The organism is Shewanella septentrionalis, from assembly GCF_025370265.1.
GTDB lineage: Bacteria > Pseudomonadota > Gammaproteobacteria > Enterobacterales > Shewanellaceae > Shewanella > Shewanella hafniensis.
Genome location: NZ_JAMTCC010000010.1, coordinates 109,688 through 134,625, shown reverse-complemented (window position 1 = coordinate 134,625; position 24,938 = coordinate 109,688). Strand labels below are relative to the sequence as shown.

General features: G+C 47.2%; 22 protein-coding genes. 15 read left to right on the top strand and 7 right to left on the bottom strand.

The annotated features are described in order from the left end of the window. Positions 1–7: 7 nt before the first annotated feature. Positions 8–469, bottom strand: coding sequence for a nitrite reductase (locus tag NE536_RS07880; RefSeq protein WP_261272359.1), 462 nt, complete (start codon positions 467–469; stop codon positions 8–10). 77 nt (positions 470–546) lie between these two features. Then, complete coding sequence (locus NE536_RS07875) at positions 547–1,023, bottom strand: DUF2726 domain-containing protein (protein WP_006079641.1); 477 nt, start codon at positions 1,021–1,023, stop codon at positions 547–549. Between the two features lie 409 nt (positions 1,024–1,432). Here NE536_RS07875 and NE536_RS07870 point away from each other — a divergent pair, with 409 nt between their 5' ends. From NE536_RS07870 to menE, 5 genes are all read left to right on the top strand, one after another. Further along, complete coding sequence (locus NE536_RS07870; protein ID WP_261272358.1) at positions 1,433–2,401, top strand: LysR family transcriptional regulator; 969 nt, start codon at positions 1,433–1,435, stop codon at positions 2,399–2,401. A gap of 181 nt (positions 2,402–2,582) precedes the next feature. Further along, complete coding sequence (gene menD, locus NE536_RS07865) at positions 2,583–4,304, top strand: 2-succinyl-5-enolpyruvyl-6-hydroxy-3-cyclohexene-1-carboxylic-acid synthase (RefSeq protein WP_259510999.1); 1,722 nt, start codon at positions 2,583–2,585, stop codon at positions 4,302–4,304. Next, on the top strand, positions 4,304–5,098 hold the full coding sequence (gene menH / locus NE536_RS07860) for a 2-succinyl-6-hydroxy-2,4-cyclohexadiene-1-carboxylate synthase (protein ID WP_261272357.1): 795 nt from the start codon (positions 4,304–4,306) through the stop codon (positions 5,096–5,098). The genes menD and menH overlap by 1 nt, the downstream gene beginning before the upstream one ends. Positions 5,099–5,125: 27 nt before the next feature. After that, positions 5,126–6,226: an o-succinylbenzoate synthase gene (menC, locus tag NE536_RS07855; RefSeq protein WP_261272356.1), complete on the top strand. Its 1,101-nt coding sequence runs from the start codon at positions 5,126–5,128 to the stop codon at positions 6,224–6,226. 1 nt (position 6,227) lies between these two features. Further along, the gene (menE, locus tag NE536_RS07850) at positions 6,228–7,640 is read left to right on the top strand and encodes an o-succinylbenzoate--CoA ligase (RefSeq protein WP_261272355.1); all 1,413 of its coding nucleotides are present in this window, start codon (positions 6,228–6,230) and stop codon (positions 7,638–7,640) included. Between the two features lie 100 nt (positions 7,641–7,740). Here menE and rpoH read toward each other — a convergent pair whose 3' ends face one another. The 4 genes from rpoH to ftsY all read right to left on the bottom strand — a co-directional run bounded on the left by rpoH (position 7,741) and on the right by ftsY (position 12,145). Further along, complete coding sequence (gene rpoH, locus NE536_RS07845) at positions 7,741–8,598, bottom strand: RNA polymerase sigma factor RpoH (RefSeq protein ID WP_006079635.1); 858 nt, start codon at positions 8,596–8,598, stop codon at positions 7,741–7,743. A gap of 224 nt (positions 8,599–8,822) precedes the next feature. Next, a complete protein-coding gene (ftsX, locus tag NE536_RS07840) occupies positions 8,823–9,788 on the bottom strand; it encodes a permease-like cell division protein FtsX (RefSeq protein ID WP_006079633.1) in 966 nt (321 codons plus the stop codon). Beyond that, positions 9,785–10,498, bottom strand: a complete 714-nt coding sequence (ftsE, locus tag NE536_RS07835; protein WP_106649042.1) for a cell division ATP-binding protein FtsE — start codon at positions 10,496–10,498, stop codon at positions 9,785–9,787. Before ftsE ends, ftsX begins: the two co-directional genes overlap by 4 nt. A gap of 3 nt (positions 10,499–10,501) precedes the next feature. Next, complete coding sequence (gene ftsY, locus NE536_RS07830) at positions 10,502–12,145, bottom strand: signal recognition particle-docking protein FtsY (protein ID WP_261272354.1); 1,644 nt, start codon at positions 12,143–12,145, stop codon at positions 10,502–10,504. Between the two features lie 213 nt (positions 12,146–12,358). Here ftsY and rsmD point away from each other — a divergent pair, with 213 nt between their 5' ends. Together rsmD and NE536_RS07820 are read left to right on the top strand one after the other, a co-directional pair. Beyond that, on the top strand, positions 12,359–13,027 hold the full coding sequence (gene rsmD, locus NE536_RS07825) for a 16S rRNA (guanine(966)-N(2))-methyltransferase RsmD (RefSeq protein ID WP_006079628.1): 669 nt from the start codon (positions 12,359–12,361) through the stop codon (positions 13,025–13,027). Next, positions 13,002–13,286, top strand: coding sequence for a DUF1145 domain-containing protein (locus NE536_RS07820; RefSeq protein WP_261272353.1), 285 nt, complete (start codon positions 13,002–13,004; stop codon positions 13,284–13,286). The genes rsmD and NE536_RS07820 overlap by 26 nt, the downstream gene beginning before the upstream one ends. Positions 13,287–13,382: 96 nt before the next feature. Here NE536_RS07820 and NE536_RS07815 read toward each other — a convergent pair whose 3' ends face one another. Next, positions 13,383–13,946, bottom strand: a complete 564-nt coding sequence (locus NE536_RS07815) for a NapC/NirT family cytochrome c (RefSeq protein ID WP_006079625.1) — start codon at positions 13,944–13,946, stop codon at positions 13,383–13,385. A gap of 435 nt (positions 13,947–14,381) precedes the next feature. Here NE536_RS07815 and NE536_RS07810 point away from each other — a divergent pair, with 435 nt between their 5' ends. The 8 genes from NE536_RS07810 (at position 14,382) to NE536_RS07775 (ending at position 24,785) form a co-directional block, all read left to right on the top strand. Then, the gene (locus tag NE536_RS07810; RefSeq protein WP_261272352.1) at positions 14,382–14,744 is read left to right on the top strand and encodes a hypothetical protein; all 363 of its coding nucleotides are present in this window, start codon (positions 14,382–14,384) and stop codon (positions 14,742–14,744) included. Positions 14,745–14,844: 100 nt separating this feature from the next. After that, positions 14,845–15,300, top strand: a complete 456-nt coding sequence (locus NE536_RS07805) for a DUF2057 domain-containing protein (protein ID WP_261272351.1) — start codon at positions 14,845–14,847, stop codon at positions 15,298–15,300. A 109-nt stretch (positions 15,301–15,409) separates the two neighbouring features. Further along, positions 15,410–15,847: a hypothetical protein gene (locus NE536_RS07800; protein WP_246604415.1), complete on the top strand. Its 438-nt coding sequence runs from the start codon at positions 15,410–15,412 to the stop codon at positions 15,845–15,847. 268 nt (positions 15,848–16,115) lie between these two features. Beyond that, entirely contained in the window at positions 16,116–16,376 is a 261-nt protein-coding gene (locus tag NE536_RS07795) for a heavy metal-binding domain-containing protein (protein ID WP_261272350.1), read from the top strand. A gap of 21 nt (positions 16,377–16,397) precedes the next feature. Further along, positions 16,398–17,939, top strand: coding sequence for an efflux RND transporter periplasmic adaptor subunit (locus tag NE536_RS07790; protein ID WP_261272349.1), 1,542 nt, complete (start codon positions 16,398–16,400; stop codon positions 17,937–17,939). Between the two features lie 9 nt (positions 17,940–17,948). Then, on the top strand, positions 17,949–21,098 hold the full coding sequence (locus NE536_RS07785; RefSeq protein WP_261272348.1) for an efflux RND transporter permease subunit: 3,150 nt from the start codon (positions 17,949–17,951) through the stop codon (positions 21,096–21,098). A gap of 208 nt (positions 21,099–21,306) precedes the next feature. Next, a complete protein-coding gene (locus NE536_RS07780) occupies positions 21,307–22,470 on the top strand; it encodes a ribonuclease T2 (protein WP_261272347.1) in 1,164 nt (387 codons plus the stop codon). Positions 22,471–22,823: 353 nt separating this feature from the next. Beyond that, positions 22,824–24,785, top strand: a complete 1,962-nt coding sequence (locus NE536_RS07775; RefSeq protein ID WP_261272346.1) for a methyl-accepting chemotaxis protein — start codon at positions 22,824–22,826, stop codon at positions 24,783–24,785. Positions 24,786–24,938 lie beyond the last annotated feature (153 nt).

Below are 24,938 nucleotides of genomic sequence, written 5' to 3'. Positions count from 1 at the left end.
CCTCCCCCTACTGGCCACTATGGCAATTGCGGCACAGCTCACTGCGAACTTTTGGCGTCATATCCGCCATAGGTTCGGTTGGGCTATGTAATTTATGACAGGCGGCACAGGGCACTTTTTGTGCATGCACATTATGTGTCCACTCGGTTTCACCCAGTTTTCGCTGTGTATGGCACTTGTGACAAACGGCGAGCTGAGTATCAAGCTCCGAGCCATCTTTCAGACCAAACACTACGATATCATTCGGCTTTTTAGGGTGGTCGCCTTTTTCGCCATGACAGGTTGAACAGGTCATTTTCATCGCATCTTGGCCGTGATGCCCTAACATTTGACCGTTACGTTTGTGGCACTTCATACAAGTCGTGTCACTGTTAATTTGAAGGGCCGACTCGGCACTTGTCGCACCAAAGCTTAAAAGCAATGCAATTGCACCCAAGCGAATCGACCACAGCCATTGTCTTTTGGACATAGGGAGTCCTCACATTTATTTTGGGAAGGGAGAAGAGGAGTGTCAGGGTTCGGAGTTACCCGAACCCGACGGTCGGATCAGACGGCTAACGCTTGCTTTAGGCTCTGTGTATCCCACTGTTTATGTTGGTTCATTTCAATAAAGTTGATATTGAACTTACTAAACAGCTTTTTCATTGGCGAGTTGTGTTCTTTGCCAAAATCACTGATCACCATTTTCACTTCAGATGAGTCATGATCTATTAACACATAGTCTAGTCGGCACTCGTGATTTAAATCAGCGTCATGCTGGTCCATTTCAAATACGGTGTCTAGCGGGACATTACAGCAAACATCGTATTTGCCTTCCACTACGGTTTTTAACGATTTAAAAAAGTTAAAACTTTGTTTATCGAACAGTACTGGTTTAAGTTTCATTTCATGATGTTCTGCCTCATCAGGGCCTGCTTTAAAAAACTTAATGCAGGTCATGACGAACATGACAAAAACAAATGGCACTGCTACAAACAGCACGAAATACATAAACGCATAGCTGAGAATGACTGAAGTATTCATAACGCCTCCAATAACCTATTTATTTTTTGTTATCTCTTTTAAAGCAACTTTAGTATTAACGTGAAGCGTTTTATTTTTTTTGAACACGATCACATTTAACAATGGCAATTTAATAATAAACAACAAGTTAAGAATTCGATCTCATTACCATTTAGCGCAAATCTTGAATATAAAAATAGATAATTGATAATCGCCAATGTGAAATTCAATTATATGAATTTCACCTTTTAAAATTCCAAATTTATCTTTATCACATTTTGAAATATAAAAAACATTAAATCTAAAAACGACACTAGCAGACTGCGATATTATAGTTTTGAAGTTGAGATATGTTTCACATTAAATTTATTTAATGACGCCATAATTAATCGTTCTTTAAAGTATTTGCTCAATAAAAGGGATATAAAAAATGCACATTAGTAACATGGATGGTCTGGATATTCTGAGTTTGAAAATATTCGTTTCATTATATGAGAACAAGTCTGCAACTTATGTATCTAAGGCTCTTGATATTCCGGCTCCTAAAATAAGTCGTAGCCTTAAAAATCTACGGGAAATTTTTGGTGATGAACTTTTCATTCGTCGTAAATACGGACTATTCCCCAATGAGTTTGCGACCCATTTATATCCAATCGCGAAAGAAGCCATTGAATGTACTGATAAGTTTCATAAGGCAAGAGCCGCAAATGCTAACTTAGTGAAAACGCATATCGAGATTGCTGCTCCCGGCTTGATTGCTTACGCTTTTCCGAAAGCGTTAATGCAGGCCATTAAAGATGAACAGAAGCTGATGCACATTAATATCACGCCTTGGTCTATGCATACGACCCAAGACATTATTAACGGTGATACTACGCTGGGCATTTGCTGCAATAAAAGCACGGCTGATGTGGCCGCCTTTGGCGATAAACTCCTGACGACCACTCTGCAAAGCATGGATAAGGTTTACCTTATTGCGAGCCGTAATCATCCGATTTTCAAACGGGAAATCACTTTAGAGACGATTGCAGAATATCCCTATGTGAATACCGACCTCGGTAATCCCAGTTCTAAGCTCAGTCCTTACCAAGAGTTTTGTCTGAAGAGCAACATTAAACTCAATACTGAAATTACTATTACCAGTATTTCAAGTTTGTTTGAATACCTAGGAGAGAGTCAGGCACTGTCGTTATTGCCCTATCGCGTGGTTTACGAGATGGTAAGTGATGTGGCTGAGCTGCACACATGTCAGCTGTCGCAACTCGAAGCCGAACGTTTATATGCTCACGCCGAAGCGCCAACCATTTTCTTAGTACAAAAAAATCAGCCAAACAAAGTGAATGATGATTTAGTGTGGCTAAGTGGACAGATTAAAAAGATTGTTGACCATATTATTTAGCCCAAAGCAGCTTGCACAACCCATAGACTAGCCACTGTACAGAGGTGATAGGCATCCCTTGCCTTAGCTTAGGCTCCACCTCAGCCCCCATACAAACCCGCCGAGAATTGTTAAGCCAAGCATACATCTTGGGGCATAAACACGTTACACTAAGCCCATCTTTATCCTAATAGATTCAGCTATGCGGACCGAAAATACAGCCACTCTTAATCTTATTTGGGGCGCCCTTATTCTTGAGGAGTTAGCACGTCTTGGCGTGCAACATGTGTGTATGGCACCGGGCTCGCGCTCGACGCCGTTAACCCTCGCCGCCGCCCAGCAAACTAAACTCCAGCGTCACCTGCATTTTGACGAACGTGGACTCGGCTTTATGGCCTTAGGTCTGGCAAAAGCCAGCCGCGCACCGGTCGCTATCATTACCACCTCGGGCACTGCGGTCGCTAACTTGTATCCTGCGATTGTTGAAGCTTGGCTAACCCACGTACCTTTGATCGTCTTAAGCGGCGATCGTCCACCCGAATTACTTGGCTGCGGCGCCAATCAAGCCATAGTCCAACCGGGAATTTTTGCGAATTACGCCACCCAAGTGAATTTGCCAACGCCGGATGCGCATATCGCACCGCAGGCATTGCTCACCACAGTGGATGAGGCAGTGGCGAATCAAACTCGTCCAGTGCACATCAACTGCATGTATCGCGAGCCCTTGTACCCGAGTGAACTCAGTGGCGTGATTCTCGATGCCGAATCGCCTTACCTCAAACCACTGCAAACTTGGCTGCAACTCGCCCGCCCGTATACTCAATACGGTAAGAGCAAACAGCTGAGCAGCCCAAGTGACGATGCCATCATGCGGTTCGTCCACGGTAAAGGCGTGATCGTTGTCGGCACACTCACACCCGAGCAAGATCCACAGCAGCTTATCGCGTTATCGCAAAAAATTGGCTGGCCTTTGCTTACCGATGCCCAGTCGCAACTGCGCCAACATCCCGCGGCAATAGGCAATATCGACCAACTGCTACAACATCCAAAGGCACGCAATCTATTACAAGAAGCGGATCGCGTACTCGTGTTCGGCGGCCGTTTATTGTCAAAACGCGTCATCAGTTATCTCGCCGAGCAGAATTGGCACAGCTACTGGCAGGTGTTACCCGAGCAAGACAGACTGGATCCGAGCCACAATGCGAAGCACATTTGGCATGCTAATGCAGAGCAGTTTGCGGCCTTGAACTGGTATCGTTCATCCTCAGCGAACTGGGCGAATACCTTAATCACCTATAACGATGAATTGCATAACTTATTTGTGCGTAATATCGATCAAGGGGAATTTGGTGAAGCGCAGGTGATACGCGCTATCGCCAACACTCGTCCCTTAGAACAGCAGCTTTTTATTGGTAACAGTCTGCCTGTACGCTTGTACGACATGTATGCCCCAGTCAGTTGCTGCACAGCGACCACTTATACCAACCGTGGCGCCTCTGGTATTGACGGCTTGCTCGCCACCGCTTGCGGCATTGCGGCCCACGAAGGCAAGCCCACCAGTTTGATCATCGGTGATTTATCGCAATTGCACGATCTCAACTCGCTGGCCATCGCCAAAGGCTTAAGCAGCCCGCTGGTGATCGTGATCCTCAATAACGATGGCGGTAATATCTTTAACTTATTGCCGGTTCCCAATGAACAAGTTCGCAGCGATTATTATCGACTCAGCCACGGCTTAGAATTTGGCTATGCCGCTGCCATGTTTAATTTGCCCTATAATCAGGTGGATAATTTAGCCGATTTTCAAGATAGCTATAATGAAGCGCTGGATTTTCAGGGGGCTTCAATCATTGAAGTCAATGTGAGCCAAAACCAAGCCAGCGACCAAATCGCCGCGCTCAACCTTTGGGTGAAACAAAGCTAATGCCAAACATGGCCCGTTACGGCGATCCTTCACTACCGACCTTAGTGCTACTACATGGCTTTTTAGGCACTAAGGCCGACTGGTTGCCGTTAATGCCTGCGCTAAGCCAGCACTTCCATTGTATTTGCTTAGATCTGCCGGGCCATGGAGATAATCAAGCTGAAGGGTCGACTGAAGCTAAACTCGATTTCGACTTTTGCGTCGAAAACATAATAGCGCGGCTCGATAGCCTTAATCCAAGTCCCGAACCGTTTCATCTCTACGGTTATTCCTTAGGCGGGCGTATTGCCTTGCACCTTGCAAAAGCCTATCCGCAGCGCTTGTTAAGTCTGAACCTCGAATCCTGCCATCCAGGACTGGTAGACCCGCAAGAAAAAACGGCCAGAACCAAGAATGATACCCAGTGGGCCGAGCGTTTATTGCATCTGGCTAGCAAAGATTTTTTAAACTTGTGGTATCAGCAGCCCGTATTTGCCGACATGACTGCGGCCAAACGTAAAGCATTAATCAAGCAAAGATCTGCCGTCTTAGATCTGCATCCCAAACAGCTGCTTAAAGAGGTATTCGTAGCCACTTCACTTGCGCGCCAAGCATCGATGTGGGATGTGCCTTCGCAACTTGCCTGTGAGTGCCATTTCTTTGTGGGCAGCCAAGATACCAAGTTCCACGCCCTCGCCCAAGAATGGCAATTACACGCGCCCATCCTCGTCCATAGTATTCACGGCGCCGGCCACAACATACACCAAGCAGCTCCCGAGGCATTAATCGCAACAATAGTTAAGCTGCTAGGGTAAATAACAGCATTTAAATGTAGGAAATATATGATCTTAACTTCGCTTAACCTGTATCAATATCGACTACCACTCGACGTATTATTGCCCGTCGGCAAGCAACGCATCGACCACAGGGCAGGATTAGTATTGCAAGCCTGCGCCAGCGCTAATGTTGGTGGTGAGTATAAACAAGTCGAAGTTGAAATCGCCCCACTCTCTGGTATAGATATCGATGAACAAGTCTTAGTGGGATTTAGCCGCGAAACACTGGCTCAAGTGCAAACGGCGTTAACTGAGTTATTACCCCAGCTCGGCGGTCAGCATATCGATACCCTGCTGGATTACGCCGAGCAAAGTCCTTACCCTTCCTTGGCCTTCGGTTTAAGTCTGTTGCATGCCAAGTTAATGGGTAAGCTCGATGCTATCCGCCCACAAACCGCCACAGTCCCTTTGATTTATCATCCAACGGATGCGGGCAAAGACTTGCTCGATAACAAGATTGCGGCGCTCGGCATGCATGTTCATTCGGTGAAAGTTAAAGTCGCGCAGACCTCAATCGAAGACGAGCTGAGTCTGATTTATGGCATTTTACGTACCCGCCCCGATCTCAAATTGCGTTTAGACGCAAACCGAGGGTTTACACTAGAACAAGCGATCGAATTTGCCGCTTGTTTGCCCCTAGACACCATCGAATACATAGAGGAACCTTGCCAGAATCCACAGGATAATCTGGAGTTTTATCAAGCGATTGGCATGCCCTACGCCCTCGATGAATCGCTTAACGATCCCGATTATCAGTTTGCCATGCACAATGGCCTAACAGCGCTCGTCATCAAACCTATGCTGCTCGGCAGTATTGAAAAGCTAGCTAATTTAATCGAGACGGCGCAAAGCTATGGCGTGCGTTGCATTATCAGTTCGAGTCTTGAAAGCAGTTTAGGCATTAGCGATCTGGCCCATTTAGCCGCGATTCTCACACCCGATGAAATCCCAGGACTCGATACCCTCAGCGCCTTTAGCCAAGATTTAGTCGTGTCATCGGGTAAAAAACACTGCCTCACACTCGCCCAACTTGAACTCATTGCACAACGCGCCATTGATTCAACGCCGCAAAGTGATTTGGCTGCAGCCAAGCGTGAGGAAAACTAGTTTGTCTGACACCCGTCTATCAAAGTCGCTAGCACTGTCCCCCCTGCACCAAGGCGCACTGGCGTTTCCACAGCAGACGGCCATCAAGTTGGCGGGGCAAGACATTCGTTACTCTGAGCTTAGCCAGCGCGTTATCGCTCTAGGTCAGCAGCTAAGAGCAGCAGGTCTTACAGAGGGTGAGCCACTCGCCTGTATTGCAGTGAATAATCTCCAGATGATTTGCCTCTATTGGGCCTGCATCGATATCGGAGCGATTTTTTTCCCAATATCACCTCGTTTTCCTCTCGCACAGATCCAAGGTTTAATCGATGAACATCAGATCCGCTATGTGTGGCGGGCTGAGATTTCTGATCTGCAGAATTGCAGCCAATTAGCCTTAGATTTTAATCGCCTCAGCAACGAGTTAGCTCAGCCTGTTGATATTACCCGACCCGCCAATGTGATTTTAACGTCGGGCTCTAGCGGTTTTCCAAAAGCGGCGGTCCATTGCTTAGCCAACCATATTGCTAATGCGGAAGGCGCTCGCAGCCTAATCCCGCTCGAACAAGGTGATGCTTGGCTGCTCTCATTGCCATTATTCCACATCGGTGGTCTAGCGATATTAAACCGCTGTGCCTTAGTCGGTGCCACTGTTATTATGCCAGACCAAGCGCTAAGTCTTAGTCAGCAAATTGACCAAGATAAGCTAACCCACCTCTCTTTGGTGCCAGCACAACTGAGTAAGTTATTAGCCGATACAAGTAGTAAACTTAAAAGTATCAAAGCCCTATTGCTGGGCGGCGGCGCAGTCTCGATAGACTTACTCGCCGAGCTTAAGCAACGCAATATCGCCAGCTATACGAGTTACGGCATGACAGAAATGGGCTCGCAGATCACCACAGGTCCCGCATTAAGCGACGGCAGCAGTGGCAAATTACTCCCCAAGCGTGAGCTTAAAATCGAAGACGGTGTGATTTTGGTGCGCGGCGAATCCCTGTTTATGGGTTATCTCACGGATAAGGGAATCGAAAAACCACTCGATACCGACGGCTGGTTTTACACCAAAGACAGGGGCGAATGGGACGAAAATGGCAATCTGCACATCCTTGGCCGCGTCGATAACATGTTCATTTGTGGCGGCGAAAATATCCAACCAGAAGAAATCGAAGCCGCGCTTAAACAGCACCCACAAATAGATGATGCTATCGTTTTCGCCATCCCCGATGCACAATTTGGCAATCTCCCCGCCGCTATCCTTCGCGGCAGTTTAACTCATCACACAGAGTCGATTGCAAGTGAACTCGAATTGTTACTCGCCGACAAAATCGCCCGCTTCAAACGCCCAAGACAGTATTATGTATGGCCAGAAAATCATGAGCAGGCAGGGCTGAAAGTAAACAGAAAAGCCTTGATAGCTAATCTTGTTAAACACTGATTTATCATCAAGGTCATCAAGCCAAATTTCACCCATAAAAAAACCTGCCGTAGCAGGTTTTTTTATGGCTAAATCACTGTCACCTTAAACGTGATGCGACTTAGGCTTCCATGCAAGCTTTCAGCTTGTTCATGGCATTTTTCTCAAGTTGGCGAATACGTTCAGCCGACACTTGATAAGTCTCTGCAAGTTCTTGCAGTGTGGTTTTATCGTCATCTAACCAACGGGCGCGCAGAATATGCTGGCTACGTTCGTCTAAGGTTTTGATGGCCGATAATAAACGACCTTGGGCATTCGATTCCCAGTTGTCGTTTTCAATGTTTTCCGCTAAATCCGATGAATGATCTTCCAAATAATGTACTGGGGCAAAATCATGCTCCTCGTCTTGATCATTGGTTAAATCAAATGCCGGATCTTGCGCAGCCATACGTGATTCCATTTCGGTCACATCGGCCTTAGACACACCTAAATTTTCAGCCACCATAGTGACTTCTGCATCGCTGAACCAACCTAAGCGTTTTTTCGCTTTACGGATGTTAAAGAACAACTTACGTTGCGCTTTAGTGGTCGCGACTTTAACAATGCGCCAGTTTTTCAGCACATATTCATGAATTTCAGCTTTGATCCAGTGCACAGCAAAAGACACGAGACGCACGCCAACATCGGGATCGAAGCGTTTAACCGCTTTCATCAAGCCTATGTTGCCTTCTTGGATCAGGTCTGCCTGTGGCAAACCATAGCCTGAATAGCCTTTAGCAACGTGCACTACAAATCGTAAGTGCGACATAATCAGTTGCTTCGCAGCTTGTAGATCACCAGTTTCCTGTAAACGCTTGGCCAACTCATACTCAGCCTCAGCGTCCAGCATGCTGATGCTAGTCACTGAATGGATATAAGCTTCTAGACTACTGGCGCCCTGTGGGACTGTCAGTGCCATTGATTGCGTTTGAAAGGTCATTCGCTCTCCTACATTTATCAGACTACTTACGAGTGCATTCTAAGGTTCGATAACAAAATACCCTAAGAATAAGCTCACGAACTATCGGCTAATTGACAGAGTATGTCAACCTCAGCTCGTTTGCGGATACCCTTTTTACCTCGCTGAAGTAGACATTGCAAGTGAACAAAAGTTCATTCCTCAGCATTTTTTTCATCACTTTTTTTAGTTTAATCGACTGATTATTATGAAGGTTCAATCGACCGTAAATGCTGGCGTACAGACAAATACGAACCTAACCAGCCTAAAAATGATGCCAGTCCAACCAATTGCAGCAGTTCAGTAAAAGTGAGCGATTTCATCTCGAGCTGACTGCCATATAAGCCCAACAGCTCGGCAAGAGCCGAATCGAGATACCACACTAATAAATTAATGATCAGCCACGCCAATATGCCGCCAATCACCCCGTACCAAATCCCAGTGTAGAGGAATGGACGCTGAATAAAGGCTTCCGTTGCCCCGACGAGCTTCATCACTTCGATTTCGCTGCGTCGATTCATAATTGCTAAGCGAATCGTATTGCCTATCACTAAGACCACAGCCAGCACGAGTAATGCGGCAATCGCCATCACAGTGCGTTCGAGTAGGCGCACTACTGCCTGTAACCGCTCTAGCCATTCGATATCTAAACGGCCAAAGCTAATCTCAGGCTCGCGCTCTAGCTTAGTTAAGAGTTCACGGGCGCCCACTGGCGTTGAATAACGCGGTGTCGGTGTGACGGTAATGACCGCTGGCAGAGGGTTTTTATCTAAATAGGCCAAGGCCTCGCCAAAACCAGACAGACGTTGAAACTCTTCTAGGGCTTGGTTTTTATCTATGTACTGCACTTTATCCACTTCGGAATAAGTACGAATCCGCGTCAGGAGGCTCTGAATCGTTTGCTCGCTGCGATTGTCTTCGATAAACAAAGATATCTCCGCAGCGCTGTTCCACGAGCTGGTAATGGTCTCAGCGTTTTTAACTAACACTTGCAATGCCGCAGGCAAACTCAGGCTCACACCCAATACCGCCATTGTCATCACGGAAGACACTGGGTTGCGCCAGAGTTCTCCCATACTCGCCATCGCTTGCTGTACGTGGCGAATAAAGAACATCACAATCCGCCCAGACAGAGGTAACTTACTGCGGGTTAATTTAGCGCTGTCGCTCATTGCCCTTCACCTCTATTGGTCGGTACGCGCGTATGCACGCTAGGATGTAATTCCTGTGCGCCCAACATACGACCCTGTTTGAGGGTGAAAGTGCGATATTTCATCCGCGCGATTAAGCCTAAATCATGGGTCGCAATTAACACGCTGGTTCCTGCATCGTTGAAGGTTTCAAACAGACGCAAAATATCCATAGATAATTTAGGATCTAAGTTACCCGTAGGCTCATCGGCGAGCAGTAAAGGTGGTTTATTCACAATCGCACGGGCAATGCCAACACGTTGCTGTTCGCCGCCGGACAACATAATCGGGTTATGACGTTCTTTGCCATATAAACCCACCATGTCGAGGGCGCCGGCCACTCGCTTACGGATTTCACCATGGGAGAAACCTTCAATCACCAGCGGCAAAGCCACATTGTCGAACACGCTTCGGTCCATTAATAGGTGATGGTTTTGGAAAATCATGCCGATATTGCGACGCAAATAAGGCACATGCTTAGGGCTGACTTTGGCGATGTCGTGGCCATTGATGGCGACACGACCGGTCGTCGCCCGCTCGATAACCGTGATTAATTTCAACAGCGTACTTTTACCCGCACCTGAGTGGCCGGTTAAAAATGCCATTTCACCTTGTTGTAGATGAAAATTCACATCTTCCAGCGCCATTTGGCCGCCAGGATAAATCTTACTGACCTGCTGAAAATCAATCATAAATTAGCTATCCGCTTTTTCTTGAGTGAACAAGGCATCGATAAATTCTTTCGAATTAAAGGTACGCAAATCATCAATTTGCTCACCCACGCCTATGTAACGGATCGGAATATTAAACTTGTCGGCAATCGCAAACACCACGCCGCCCTTCGCCGTTCCGTCTAACTTGCTGATGGTAATACCCGTTACACCTACGGCTTCTTGGAATAATTGCGCTTGGCTAATCGCATTTTGTCCCGTGCTCGCATCGAGTGTCAGCATGACCTCATGTGGCGTATCAGGGTCGAGCTTTTTCATCACTCGCACCACTTTCTTCAATTCTTCCATCAAGTGCGCTTTGTTTTGCAGACGACCCGCAGTGTCAGCGATCAACACATCCACTTTACGGGCTTTAGCCGCTTGCAAAGCATCGAACAGTACAGAGGCACTATCGGCACCCGTATGTTGGGCAATCACAGTAATATCATTACGTTGACCCCAAACCTGTAACTGTTCTACCGCAGCTGCACGGAAGGTATCGCCCGCGGCTAACATAACTGACTTACCTTGGCTCTGATATTGTTTGGCTAATTTGCCGATAGTAGTGGTTTTACCCACACCATTAACGCCGACCATTAAGATCACAAATGGGCCATTTGCATTGTCTGGCACTAACGGAATTGCGACAGGATCGAGCGTCTTCTGCATTTCTTCCCGTAGCAAGTCATATAAAGCTTCGGCATCCTTAAGCTGCTTACGTGAGGCATGCTCAGTCAAATTCTTGATCAAACGCGTGGTCGTTTCGACGCCAACATCAGCGATTAATAACTGTTCTTCGAGTTCTTCAAACAGATCGTCATCAATTTTCTTGCCGCGGAACAGGCCGATAAAACCACTGCCAATATTCTCGCTGGTACGCATCAAGCCACGTTTCAAACGAGCAAATAGCCCTTCCTTAACGGGTCTCGCCTGCGGCTCTGGCTGCAATTCAACAACAGGCTCAGCGGGTTGCAGAGCTTCGGCTTGTTGTTGCACTAACGCCTCTGCTTGCTCACGTGCTAATTGCTCTGCAGCCAGTTGCTCAGCAGCTAACGCTTCAGCGGCAGCTTGTTCGGCGGCAACACGAGCACGTTCAGCTTCCTCGGCTGCGGTTTGTTCAGCTGCGATTCGTTCAGCTTCTAACTGAGCTGCAGCCAGTCGTGCCGCTTCGGCCTGTTGCTCGGCTAAACGTTGGGCTTCGATTTGTGCTTGCTCTTGAGCAATACGCTCGGCTTCAGCCTTGGCTTGGGCTAATTGCTCTGCAGCAGCTTGTTCAGCGGCTAACTTATCTGCTGCAAGTTGTTCAGCTTCTAGCTGCGCTGCCGCCAGTCGTGCCGCTTCGGCTTGTTGTTCTGCTAAACGTTGAGCTTCGATTTGTGCTTGTTCTTGAGCAATACGCTCGGCTTGCACTTTCGCAAGTTGTTCCGCTTCTAACTGTTCTGCTGCCAGCTTTTCTGCGGCCGCTTGAGCCTCTGCCTCAGCAGCTAAACGTTGCGCCTCTGCGCGTTCCTGTTCTAAACGCTCTGCTGCTTCAGTGTCTGGTGTTGGAGTAACAACTGGAGTTTCAGCGACGACCTCATCTTGTGACTTATCTTTACGAAACCAGGAGAAAAAACCTTTCTTTGCCATGTGTGATTCCAGCGCTCTACTTCAGTGTTTAATTTTGAATAAGACCCTGATGTTATACCAGATTGCCTCGGCAATTACGCCCAAAAAGTCGGCAATTAGCTAAGCTCACTCAGCCTTCTCACCTTTTAGTGAGACTTTGATATAAAATAGTGGCCTTTATTAAGGTGGCATAGTCTACCACTTTCTTTCTTCAGGCAAAATCACGGGGGCACTTTGGTTAAGAATCGAACGGTCAAAAATAATGTGACCAAAAGTCCAACAGCCAAAAATAAACCCGGTAGCGGTCAAGTGCGGATCATCGCGGGCCAATGGCGTTCGCGTCGTTTACCTATTCAAGATCTCGAAGGTTTACGCCCGACAACAGACAGAGTGCGCGAAACCCTGTTTAACTGGCTTGCCAATGACTTAGTTAATGCGCGAGTGCTCGACTGTTTCGGCGGCAGCGGCGCTCTAGCCCTCGAAGCCCTATCTCGCTATGCCAGTTTCGCCAAGATTATCGAGTTGCAACGCGGCGCAGCCATGCAATTAAAAGAAAATCTGCAAACCCTTAAATGCGACAAGGCCGAAGTGCTCAACGCCGATACCTTAGTGGTGTTGCAAAGGGGCTGCGAGCAAGGTTTTGATGTGGTATTTATCGACCCTCCCTTTCGCAAGGGATTGGCAGAAAAAACCATTCAACTGCTCGATACTCAAGCTTGGCTCAATGATGGCGCGCTGATTTATGTCGAGATCGAATCTGAATTAACCCAATTGGCCATTCCACCTTGCTGGCACGCCTTGAAAGAAAAGAATGCGGGGCAAGTGAGTTACCGCTTATATCAATATCAAGCCGAAAACACTGCCGAGCCTATCGAAGATGAAAGCCATGCCCTTGCTGATTAACCTAGGTAAAGCCATTACCCTCATCGCTTGGTTGATGATGGCCTACAACTTGGTTATGTCATTTGAAGGTAATGTGGCGATTATTTTGAATATCCTGTTTGGCATAACCTGCATGATGCACTGCTTCCAAGTGGCCATTTTCCACATGCTATTTAAGACCTTACTGCCATTAACAAAGCTTGATTATCTGCAAGTATTTATCTTCGGTATTTTTAGCCTGTTAGCTTATCGACAAAAAGTGATGACTCCAGCGAGTTAACCTAACATTTAGACACCGTCAGGCACTCAGACAGCAAAAAGCCCTCAACAGAGGGCTTTTTAATGACTAACGATAACGCAAGTTAATCGTTAAACCTTATCCTTTAGGGTAAGGGTGAGCGACGCCTTTGTGACAGTCGATACAGGTTTTTCTGTCTTCTGGGGCTTTCTTGAAGTTATTGCTGTGCATTCTCACTGCCATTTTGCTCATATTTTCTGATTGGTTTTCATAAATACGGTTGTGACAGTTTTGACAGGTTGAAGAATCGATTGCACGTAGGTAATCACGCGCTAATTCAGCTTGTTCTTTACGGTTTTCATCTAACCATGCTTGCGTGTTAAAGCCATCGATAGTTAAGAAACCAATAACGTCCTTAGAAACGATGATCTTTTTCTTCAGGTATTGGAATGGTTCCTGTGCGATGTGACATTGCTGACACTGAACCACGATACCCACACGGTTATTGCCGTGGGCAGACGCCATCACTTCATCTTTCAATGAATGCTGGCTGTGGCAGCTCATACAGAATGCGTCTTGGCTGGTTGCATGTAAGGTTGTTTGGGTTGCGAAGTAGCCCACAACACCGATAACAATACCGACGACCAGTAGCGCCAGGATTGAATATTTTGCGCTAGGTTTAAATAGTGCACGCCAGTTCATCACTCTATCTCCAAAAATTGTCAAAATTAGTTTTTATAAGACTAGTTTATGTTCTTTCATTTATTAGAAATTTGATTTTAAGCCGAAATTTGCCGATTAAATTAACCTTAAAAGCGCAAAATGAGACTTAGCTCTAACTATTAGGACGACATTTGGTAAAAACCGCTAGCTGAGCTGCAATGCACTTTAACTAAAGCTAATGCAATCATCCCATAATCGCAAGTTAGCGATTATCGCGATGGAATTTCCCCTTTGAGAATCAATAACTATCAAATCATTTCTAGAAAATAGAAATGTGATCTAATCGACGTTTTGTTTAATTATTAGAAGTGGCCAGGAAATAAATCATTAGAAATTAAAAAATTGAACGCGATATGAAACTTTATCGGGCTAACTAAGGTCTCTAAGGGTAAGCAATCAATTTCCCAAGTTATCATGGCTAAATTTTGGATCACCATAGCAGTGTTATTTTCGCTAATCGCCCAATCGGCGATGGTGAGTGCTATGCCAACTTCAGCCAACACCAATGGCCACAGCAGTCAAACCATGCTGATAATGGATGCAGAAATGAACTGCACCATGCCAGATTGTTCTGCATCCGATTGCTTGCAACACTGCCAAGATAGTATGACAAGTCATTGTCAAACCCATTGCCTATCATCACTTTACCTTGAGCCTGCAGTACTAGAACTGGCCTTCGCCAACCCAGCAAGCAAGCGTATTGCCATACAAGGCTGGGCGATGCAAACTGCCGATCTTGGACTCACTACGCCGCCTCCCACCTCCAATTCGCTGTAACGTCTATCGTTTTTTACAACGTAAAACCGACTAAACACCTTTGATTGCGCCGCTGCATATCCGCACCGCAACGAGGTACTGAGAATTTTTGGAGTTTATTATGAAAACCACTTTATTGAACAAAAGCTTACTAGGCCTAACTTTCGTTATCGGCGCCTTATTAAGTAGCACCACAGTTACAGCCGCCAGCTTAAAAAGCACAGATGCGCTCAGTGTGATCAGTATCAATGGTGTGCCAGCGACACCCTTTAAACCTATCCAACTCTCCGCCGGGAAAGTACTGCTCGAGCTAAAATATCAGGATATTTTTAATTATCGCGCCGATGATAGTGGCAACTGGGTTAAATCAGCGCCGCTTTACTTAGTGCTGGATGTGAAGGCGAGTGATAGCTACCAAATCACCCAGCCCAAAATAATGACTGAAGCTGAAGCGCGTCAATTTATTAAATATCCAACGATTCAACTCAGTATTAATGGTGACAAAGCAGGCGAATACCCATTGCAAAACCACAGTCAACTGATGGCGAAAATGCTCGTCAGCAATCCTGCATTCTAATTTAGATAAGCAAAATATTTAATTTGAGGCATGTGCTGAAATGTGAGTTAAATCATTACAGCATAATGCCTCTATGCTAGAATCGAGCCGTTCATCATTTGGAATACTTATGCATCACACACTCGGTCGTTACTTTTTAGTCATGTTCACTTTACTCGCACTCGTCGGGCAAAGTGTTGTGTCTAATGGTCACGCCATGGTGCCACACACTATGGATATGAGTGCGATGAATCATGAAGCTTCCTCCCAAATGCACCATGCTGCCATGATGCAGATGAACACTGAGAACCCTTCTGACTCACATTCAATGGCCAACGCGGATTGCTGCAACGATAAAATGCTTCCCGGCGCGAAACAGCATTGCTGTGATGGCACCACATCATGTTCAAATGATTGTGGTCATTGTTTGACGATTTCAGTCGCTGGCACTCTATTCAGCCCACACCTCTGGCCAAGTGTGAGCATGAGCGATACTGCAATGGCCACTCCTATGCCTCATTTCCACTCGATCTCTTTGTCTTCGGCCTTTAAACCACCGATAGCCTAGGCCTACTTTGCGCTTAATGGGCAAATCGCCCTTAAAGAAGCCAAGCTAAAACGACAATCCAGTTAGCCCTAAGCTAACACCCAAATTAGCCGTTTATTGTGGTGCCTTATCATTAAATCGTGCACCCGAGTCTAGCAAAACGTTGATAACTGAGCCGAATGCCAAGTTGTGGCATTAATCCGTCTATCGAAGCGAACCGCTTTGATCTGCCGTGCTCACAGACGTTTATGCGCTCATATTCGGCCGTTAATCCGATGGAGTGAATAATATGAAAACCCTAACTAATCTCGCCTTAATTGCATTCTTGCTGACCAGCACTAACGTGTTTGCCACGGCTACGCCGCACGAACATCAACACGACAATGCAAATCCGCAGCAACAAGCACAAACCTATGTTTGCCCTATGCACCCCGAAGTGACAGGCACTAAAGGCGATTCCTGTCCTAAATGTGGTATGGATTTAGAGCCAAAAGCGAAGGAAGTAAAAACAGCTGAAGGTACGATGCACAACGCGCACGAACACCACTAAGCTAGGCTGGAGATGAGGCATATGAACCAATTTAATACAGTAAAAAAGCAGGCCCCTAAGGCCGTACTGATCTTGAGTAGCTTACTCATCAGTACGCCTTGGTTGAGCCATGCCCAGTTAGCGAACACACAAGAACCCGTTGCGACCGAAGCGGCAGTAAATTCTGCAACTGCGCCAAAGAATAATCCGTTAAATCAAGTGAAAACCTACACCTGTCCTATGCATCCCGAAGTGATCAGCCATGAGCCCGGTCGCTGCCCTAAGTGCAATATGTTTTTGGTTGAGAAACTTGATGCCGCGAACCCTACGGCCAAGCATGCACAGCATCAAGCCGCAGATCATCAAGCCTCTGAGCATGGGCAAACCTCTGCCGCCAAAGCTGCGAGTCAGGTATTCGATACCCCAACACCTAAGGCCGACAGTTTAGTTAAAGCCCAAAATCATGTGACAACAATCAAGTACGTTTGCCCTATGCATGCCCACATTATCAGTGATGTACCCGGCACTTGCCCTATCTGCAGTATGAACTTAGAAAAGGTCGAAACGGGCGGTAATACCCAAGAAATCAACATCAATGTATCCGGCAGCATGCAGCAAGCGTTGGCGTTAAAGGTGGCCAAGGTTGAACGCGACACACTGTGGAAATTTGTCGAAACCGTCGGTCAAATCGACTATGACGAAAGCCAAATCACCCATATCCATGCCCGCGTTACTGGCTGGATTGAAAAACTGATGATCAAATCCGTGGGTGATACCGTTAAGAAAGATCAACTGATCTACGAGATCTATTCCCCCGATTTAATCAACGCCCAAGATGACTACCTGCTTGCGATGGACACCGCCAAAGCAAACGGCCAAGGCCGCTACAAAGATTTGGTGCGCAATGCGGGCTTACGCTTATCTTTCCTCGGTTTTAACGACAGGCAAATCAAACAATTAGCAGAGTCACATCAAACCCAATATCGAGTACCTTTCTACGCCAAAGAAGACGGCATAGTGAAAGCCCTCGACATTCGTGATGGCATGTACATTCAGCCTTCGACCGAAGTCATGTCCCTAGTGGATCTCTCCAAAGTTTGGGTGATTGCCGACGTCTTTGAGAACGAGCAAAGCTGGATTGCCAAAGGTCAGAAGGCCGAAATTGCCGTTCCCGCTATGAATATCAGCGGCATCGAAGGCACGATCGATTACATATACCCTGAGCTTGACCCAGTCACTCGCAGCCTGCGAGTACGAGTGGTTCTCAACAATGCCGACGTAGATTTAAGACCTAAAACCCTCGCGAAAGTCTCTCTATTCGGTGGCCCGAATAAAGATGTGCTCGTGATCCCGCAGGAAGCTTTAATTCAGACGGGTAAAGAAAACCGCGTGATCGTCAAACAAGCCGATGACAGCTTTACCGCCAAGGCAGTCACAGTCGGCATGATGAGCCAAGGTAAAGCCGAGATTATTTCAGGCCTGAATGAAGGTGAACGGGTGGTGATTTCGGGGCAATTCTTACTCGACTCCGAAGCCAGTCTCAAGGGCAGCTTAATGCGTTTAAGCAGCGGTCATCAGCACTAGGAGCGCGTTATGTTGAAATATATTATCGAAGCGTCAATCAGGCAGCGATTGATGGTGCTGATTATCGCCATCATGATCACTGTTTGGGGCGTACAGGAGCTGCGCAAAACGCCGCTTGATGCGCTGCCGGATTTATCCGACGTACAAGTGATCATTAAAACCCCTTACCCAGGTCAAGCGCCAAAATTGGTTGAAGAACAAGTGACTTACCCCTTGTCGACCGCCATGTTAGCCGTACCCGGCGCCAAAACGGTACGTGGCTATTCCATGTTCGGCGACTCCTATGTGTATGTGATTTTTGAAGATGGTACCGACATCTACTGGGCGCGCTCGCGGGTACTCGAGTATCTGAGTCAGATCAGCAGCCGTTTGCCACAAAATGTGCAACCTTCCCTCGGCCCAGATGCGTCTGGTGTCGGTTGGGTGTATGAATATGCGCTAGTCGATCGCTCCGGCAATTTAGATTTATCGCAACTCAAGAGTCTGCAGGATTGGTATCTCAAGCTAGAGCTGCAAAGCGTGGCAGGCGTGTCTGAAGTCGCCACCGTCGGCGGCATGGAGCAAACCTATCAGATAGTGCTCGAGCCCGATAAAATGGCGATCTATAAGCTCGATATCGCCACCATTAAACAAGCCATAGACAAAGCGAACAGCGAAGCGGGCGGCTCAGTGATCGAGATGGCCGAAGCCGAGTACATGGTGCGCGCCAAAGGCTATCGCCAGACGCTAGAGGATTTTCGTGAAATCCCCCTTGGTATCACCAGTCCTTCTGGCACAGGTTTAACCCTCAAAGATGTTGCCACTGTGCGTAAAGGCCCAGCCTCACGCCGCGGCATAGCCGAACTCGACGGTGAAGGTGAAGTCGTTGGCGGAATTGTGGTGATGCGTTACGGCGAAAACGCCCTAGCGACAATTGATGCGGTGAAAGCAAAACTCGAAGAACTCAAAGCCGGCCTGCCCGATGGAGTTGAGATTATCCCCACCTACGACAGATCTCACTTGATCCTTAAGTCCGTCGACAACTTGTTTAGCAAGGTCGTCGAAGAAATGTTGGTGGTCGGCTTAGTCTGCTTGCTGTTTTTACTGCATGCGCGCTCCACACTCGTGGCCGTGATCACCCTGCCGCTATCTATCCTAATCGCCTTTATTGTGATGAATAAAATGGGTGTTAACGCCAATATCATGAGCCTTGGCGGCATCGCCATTGCCATCGGCGCCGTGGTGGACGGCGCGATTGTGATGATCGAAAACTTGCACAAACATTTAGAGCATTTTAAAGCGGATCATGATCGCGAACCCGATACGAAAGAGCATTGGCGTATCGTCACCGAAGCGTCGATTGAAGTCGGCCCTGCGTTATTTTTCTCATTAATTATTATTACCTTAAGCTTTGTACCTGTGTTTGCGCTCGAGGCGCAGGAAGGTCGATTATTCGCGCCATTGGCCTACACTAAAACCTTCGCCATGGCAGCGGCGGCCTTTTTATCGATCACCTTAGTGCCGATTTTGATGGGTTACTTTATTCGCGGCAAAATCCCCAGCGAACGTAGCAATCCCATCAGCCGTTTCTTGATCGCGATTTATCAACCTTCACTAAAACTGGTGCTGAAATTCCCTAAAGTCACCCTGATGTTAGCGTTAATCGCGCTGGCCAGCGCTTGGTATCCTATGACCCGCATGGGCAGCGAGTTTATGCCCGCACTCGAAGAAGGCGATTTGCTCTACATGCCAACGGCATTACCCGGCATCAGTGCCAGCAAGGCCGCCGAGGTGCTGCAGCAAACCGACCGTTTAATCAAAACCGTGCCCGAAGTGGCCCGCGTGTTTGGCAAGGTAGGCCGCGCCGAAACCGCGACCGATCCGGCGCCGCTGACCATGCTTGAAACCACTATCATGCTTAAACCCCATGACGAATGGCGTGAAGGCATGACGCTGGACGGCATCATTGCCCAGCTACAGCAAACCGTAAAAGTACCGGGACTCACCAATGCTTGGGTGCAACCCATCAAAACCCGTATCGACATGCTCTCGACGGGGATCAAAACCCCAGTCGGCATTAAGATCACCGGGGCCGATGTCAACGAACTGCAAAGCATAGGCACTAAGATTGAGGCTATTTTAAGCAAAGTGCCACACACCAAATCGGCCTACGCCGAACGCAGTGGCGGCGGCCGTTATATCGATATCAGTCCGAAACTGGATGTGGCCGCACGTTACGGTATGACGTTGCAAGATATTCAAGATGTGGTGCGTTATGCCATTGGCGGTATGGATATTGGTGAGTCGGTACAAGGCGCCGAACGTTATCCAATCAACCTGCGTTATCCCCGTGAGCTGCGCGACAATATTGAGAAGCTGCGCGAGCTGCCCGTGATCACTAAGTCGGGGCATTATCTGCCGCTGCGTAACTTGGCCGACATCGAAATTAACGATGGCGCGCCTATGTTAAAGAGTGAAAATGGCCGTTTAATCTCTTGGGTGTTTATCGATATCGAGGGCACCTCTATCGGTGAGTATATCGCCACCGCGAAAACCGCCTTAGATACCGAACTCGTCGTCCCACCGCGTTACAGTTATAGCTTTGCGGGCCAGTACGAATATATGCAAAGGGTCGATGCCAAACTTAAGCAAGTAATCCCTATGGCGTTAGCCGTGATCTTCATCCTGCTGATGCTGACCTTCGGCTCCACCATTCAGGCCAGCATTATTATGCTCAGCCTACCCTTCGCATTGGTCGGCAGCACTTGGTTGTTGTATCTGCTGGATTACAACATATCAGTGGCCGTCGCCGTCGGTATGATTGCCTTAGCGGGCGTCGCCGCCGAGTTTGGGGTGGTGATGTTGGTGTATCTCAATAACGCCATCAGGCACAGGCAAGAACAAGATAATTACTACAGCGTCAATGACTTGAAAGAAGCCTTAATTGAAGGCGCTGTCATGCGGATCCGCCCCAAAGCGATGACAGTCGCAACCATCTTCTTCGGCCTGCTGCCCATTATGTGGGGCGCGGGTTCGGGTAACGATGTGATGCAAAAAATCGCCGCACCTATGGTCGGCGGCATGGTCACAGCACCCATACTGTCGCTATTTGTCCTGCCCGCACTCTATCTACTGATTTACTCGCGTAAATTAAAGAAAGATGCTGCGCACGTAAGTTAACAGCAAGAGAACACCCATAAAAATCCCCTCAAGCTATTAAGGTTTGAGGGGATTTTTCATTCAATCAGATTAAAAATCTAATTTAGCAACCGTGCCACACAATACTCTGAGTAAAATAAGCTTCTTAGTTTATAACGCTTATGTGTACCATTGACTCAGTGCCACACAGAATTGACTCAATTCACTGCCGTAGGAAGGATCCCATCACATGACCAAGTCATTTTGTTTAACCATCAGCCGGATATGGCCGCAAGCACTTTCCCTTAAAAGTCTATCGCGTACGTTACTTGCGGCGTTCGGTTTATGCGCTGCGTTAATCATTTCAGCAGCACCTGCCTTTGCCGCGCCCGGTGAGTTCGTTGCCGATAAACGCTGTGAGCTATTTCAATCGAAAAATAAGCAGACGAATCCAGATCAATGGCAGAGCAATATTGGTGAGCGCTATCCGGTACTCGAAATCCTCGGCAACAGCGCCAAACCTGATTGGCTGCGAGTGCGCACCAACGCAGTGAAGTCTCCCATGCGTTGGATCAGTGGCGCTTGTGGTCAGTATCTTTCCAATGTTGCCGGCAGTAATGTATCGACACCTGCAACGGCGGTAGAACCCGCGCAAACCACTACAGCATCGGATATCAAAGCCAAAAGCCGAGACGGCCTTAAAGAGCATGGCACACCAGAAAAACGTCAAGGAGATCAATGCCGAATCGGCGGTGAATTTGACGCCAACGTGCTGGCATTAAGCTGGCAAAGCACCTTTTGTGAACTCTATGGCCGCCGCAAAGCCGAATGCCGCGCCCTCAGCCAAACGCCAGAATCGAGCCAGTGGCAACACTTCAGCCTGCACGGGCTGTGGCCGAATAAACAACAATGCGGCACACGTTATGGCTATTGCAGCACAGTCAAACTGCAGCCGAATGATTTCTGTACTTATCCTGAGTTTGAACTGAATCCATCGGTGCGCAAAAATTTAGAGGAAGTCATGCCAAGCGCCCAATATGGCACCTGTTTAGAACGCCACGAATGGTGGAAACACGGCACTTGCCGTAGCCAAGACCCTAACGAGTACTTTTTATTGGCAACCCAGCTGACCCAAGCGGTCAATGCCTCGGCATGGGTACAAAAATTTATTCATGACAACATAGGTAAGAGTGTCAGTAAAAGTGAGTTAAACCAAAGTTTTGATAGCAGTTTCGGTCAAGGTGCTCACGCTAAAATGAGCCTAGAATGTGGCAAGGGATTACTGAGTGAAATCCGCATTAACTTGCCCGAGGTCATTAAAGCCTCAGACTCCTTGCCTAGCCTACTCGCCAAAGCTAACAAGGCAGGCAGAGGCTCCTGCCCTGAGACAATCATGATTGATAATGCTAATTAAATATTCTAAACCCGCAAATGCTTAAGAGTGATGACGGCCCAATTCGGCCGTCAAATTCAATCACCAACGGATAGCTCGCCGCAGCAACTCGGTTTTAGACCATGTCCACAGCCCAAAAGGTAAACTGATAAATTTATTTTAAATTCAATACCATAAATACAACCCCAACAAGATATTTCGCTTCACCCCATTCACACCCTAAGGTTGCAACGAACTTACATTAAACAAAGTTTATGTTCGGCCGCATTGGCTTGTCATTGAAATAACTCACCTATACTCAAATAGATCTCGCGATAGAGAGGCTCTATCGTATCCACCAATGCCATGGAAGACATTTTTAGCTCGGGGCAATCATGTTCTCCATAAACCAACTCGCATTAACTAAAAAACTCGCCATAGTGCCAGTGTTACTCGTGGCAATGCTTATCACCCTTGGACTCACGAGTTATTTCGCACTAACTGATATCGATAATAGAATGCGACTAGTCACTGAAGATCTTGCTCCTGAGAGTGCGATCACCAGCAACTTATTACAGGAAATTTATCGACTTCGTTTAGCAGTAAAGACCTATGTCAAAACGGGATCAGCAGAAGCCGCCACAGATTTTAGCAATCAGAGTAGTAAAGCCCACGAGATGATTGCAAAAGCTAAAGCGCACATTTCCTTCCCTGAAAGAATCAAACTCATCAATCAAATCGGCGAGCACCAAGTCGAATATGTTGACATTTTTAATCGAAAAATAATTGTTAATCAGCAAAATAGAGAACGATTAGTTTCAGGAACACTCGATATTAAAGGGCCTGATGTTGAAAAGACACTGTCACAAATCATGCAATCTTCCTTTAATGACGGGGATGTCAGGGGCGCATTTTATGCCGGTAAAACCTTGAGGGAACTGCTGTTAGTAAGGCTCTATGTGGTGAAATTTTTAGTCGATAATCAACCTGAACAAGCCAAAAGATTCACAGATGAACTCAACAAAACCCACCTGGCGATAGACGAGCTTGCAGCGTCACTCGAAAATCTCGAATATCAATCCCAAGTCAAACAGGCAAATCAACTCCTTAAAGAATATGAGCAAGCGGCTCAGTCCGTTGTCGAAGCCATAAATAATCGCAATACCGCTATCGTAGAGCTTGATAAGATTGGTATTGAAATGGCTGAAATGACCTCCGACTTGCAAGATAGCACGATGAAATCACTGTCTGATGCGGGCGATAAAGCAGCTCAGGAAGTCAGTCAAAAAATCACTTTCATCAGTATTATCCTGATTATCGCCATCCTTATGGCCGCCCTGATAACCTTCATTGTGACGCAAAGCCTGCTGAGCAGCATTCGTGAAGTTGTCACACTACTCAATGAAATTGCTGATGGAGAGGCCGACTTAACTCAAAGATTACCTGAAAATGGCCATGATGAATTGGCTCAATTAGCCAAAAATTTCAATCGCTTCGTGGTGCGTATCCAAGTGTTAGTCTCTCAAGTAAAAAACACCACAGTGCAACTGGTTAGCGCGTCGACTCAACTCAGCAGTGTCACCCATAGCGCGACCAAAGATATGAGCTCACAACAAAATGAGACTCAACAGGTTGCCTCCGCAATAACCGAAATGGCGGCAAGCGCCATAGAAGTTGCCGCCAGTGCTGATACTGCCAACAAGCTGTCCGAAGAAGCGCGGGAACAATCTCTCTCCGGCCGTGAAATTGTCGCTAATGCCACCCATTCGATGAAGGAATTAGCGGAAAAAGTAGAAGCTTCAGCAAACACCATAGAACTGTTAAGGAATGACAGCGACAAGATAGGTGAAGTGCTCGATGTAATTCGTGCGATTGCCGAACAAACCAATTTACTCGCGCTCAATGCCGCCATCGAGGCTGCGCGGGCGGGCGAGCAAGGACGCGGTTTTGCCGTGGTTGCCGATGAAGTGCGTTCACTTGCCAGCCGGACACAGGAATCGACCAAGCAAATTCAGCAGATTATTCAAACGCTGCAAAACAGATCAAGCTCGGCGGCCACTATGATGGGACAAAGCCGCGAAGCCACAAGTACAACCGTGATCCAAGTGACTAAGGTTGAGGCCGCGCTATCGACGATAACGGATATGGTCATGTCAATCAGCCACTCAGTCTCACAAATGGCCCACGCCGCCGAACAACAGTCGACGGTTGTCGAAGAGATCAATATTTCGATTAACAGCGTGAGTGAAAGTGCAAATCGCACCTTAGGCGGCGTTAATCAAACAGCGAGCTCGGCGAACGACTTACTCAAGCTAGGTCATCAACTAGATAATTTAGTCAGTGAATTCAGAGTGTAATAGAAGTTTGATGAGGAGTTTAATGAAGGCTGAACAGAGAACATAATAAGCTCAGCGGCAAGTTAACAACTAGGTGCGCTCTGGTGTACCTAGTTGTTGTAGACCCCATATCTTTAAACCTAGCCTCTTTAAACCTAGCCTCTTTAAACTTAG

What these genes read in the sequence shown, in the direction of transcription:
- ftsX (WP_006079633.1), bottom strand. Translation starts at nt 9,788, where the DNA reads ATGAGCGACAGCGCTAAATTAACCCGCAGTAAGTTACCTCTGTCTGGG.
- rpoH (WP_006079635.1), bottom strand. Translation starts at nt 8,598, where the DNA reads ATGACCTTTCAAACGCAATCAATGGCACTGACAGTCCCACAGGGCGCC.
- NE536_RS07820 (WP_261272353.1), top strand. Translation starts at nt 13,002, where the DNA reads ATGAAAGCCATGCCCTTGCTGATTAACCTAGGTAAAGCCATTACCCTC.
- NE536_RS07870 (WP_261272358.1), top strand. Translation starts at nt 1,433, where the DNA reads ATGCACATTAGTAACATGGATGGTCTGGATATTCTGAGTTTGAAAATA.
- NE536_RS07805 (WP_261272351.1), top strand. Translation starts at nt 14,845, where the DNA reads ATGAAAACCACTTTATTGAACAAAAGCTTACTAGGCCTAACTTTCGTT.
- ftsE (WP_106649042.1), bottom strand. Translation starts at nt 10,498, where the DNA reads ATGATTGATTTTCAGCAGGTCAGTAAGATTTATCCTGGCGGCCAAATG.
- ftsY (WP_261272354.1), bottom strand. Translation starts at nt 12,145, where the DNA reads ATGGCAAAGAAAGGTTTTTTCTCCTGGTTTCGTAAAGATAAGTCACAA.
- NE536_RS07800 (WP_246604415.1), top strand. Translation starts at nt 15,410, where the DNA reads ATGCATCACACACTCGGTCGTTACTTTTTAGTCATGTTCACTTTACTC.
- NE536_RS07790 (WP_261272349.1), top strand. Translation starts at nt 16,398, where the DNA reads ATGAACCAATTTAATACAGTAAAAAAGCAGGCCCCTAAGGCCGTACTG.
- NE536_RS07810 (WP_261272352.1), top strand. Translation starts at nt 14,382, where the DNA reads ATGGCTAAATTTTGGATCACCATAGCAGTGTTATTTTCGCTAATCGCC.
- NE536_RS07780 (WP_261272347.1), top strand. Translation starts at nt 21,307, where the DNA reads ATGACCAAGTCATTTTGTTTAACCATCAGCCGGATATGGCCGCAAGCA.
- NE536_RS07785 (WP_261272348.1), top strand. Translation starts at nt 17,949, where the DNA reads ATGTTGAAATATATTATCGAAGCGTCAATCAGGCAGCGATTGATGGTG.
- menD (WP_259510999.1), top strand. Translation starts at nt 2,583, where the DNA reads ATGCGGACCGAAAATACAGCCACTCTTAATCTTATTTGGGGCGCCCTT.
- NE536_RS07875 (WP_006079641.1), bottom strand. Translation starts at nt 1,023, where the DNA reads ATGAATACTTCAGTCATTCTCAGCTATGCGTTTATGTATTTCGTGCTG.
- NE536_RS07775 (WP_261272346.1), top strand. Translation starts at nt 22,824, where the DNA reads ATGTTCTCCATAAACCAACTCGCATTAACTAAAAAACTCGCCATAGTG.
- menC (WP_261272356.1), top strand. Translation starts at nt 5,126, where the DNA reads ATGATCTTAACTTCGCTTAACCTGTATCAATATCGACTACCACTCGAC.
- NE536_RS07795 (WP_261272350.1), top strand. Translation starts at nt 16,116, where the DNA reads ATGAAAACCCTAACTAATCTCGCCTTAATTGCATTCTTGCTGACCAGC.
- menH (WP_261272357.1), top strand. Translation starts at nt 4,304, where the DNA reads ATGCCAAACATGGCCCGTTACGGCGATCCTTCACTACCGACCTTAGTG.
- NE536_RS07880 (WP_261272359.1), bottom strand. Translation starts at nt 469, where the DNA reads ATGTCCAAAAGACAATGGCTGTGGTCGATTCGCTTGGGTGCAATTGCA.
- NE536_RS07815 (WP_006079625.1), bottom strand. Translation starts at nt 13,946, where the DNA reads ATGAACTGGCGTGCACTATTTAAACCTAGCGCAAAATATTCAATCCTG.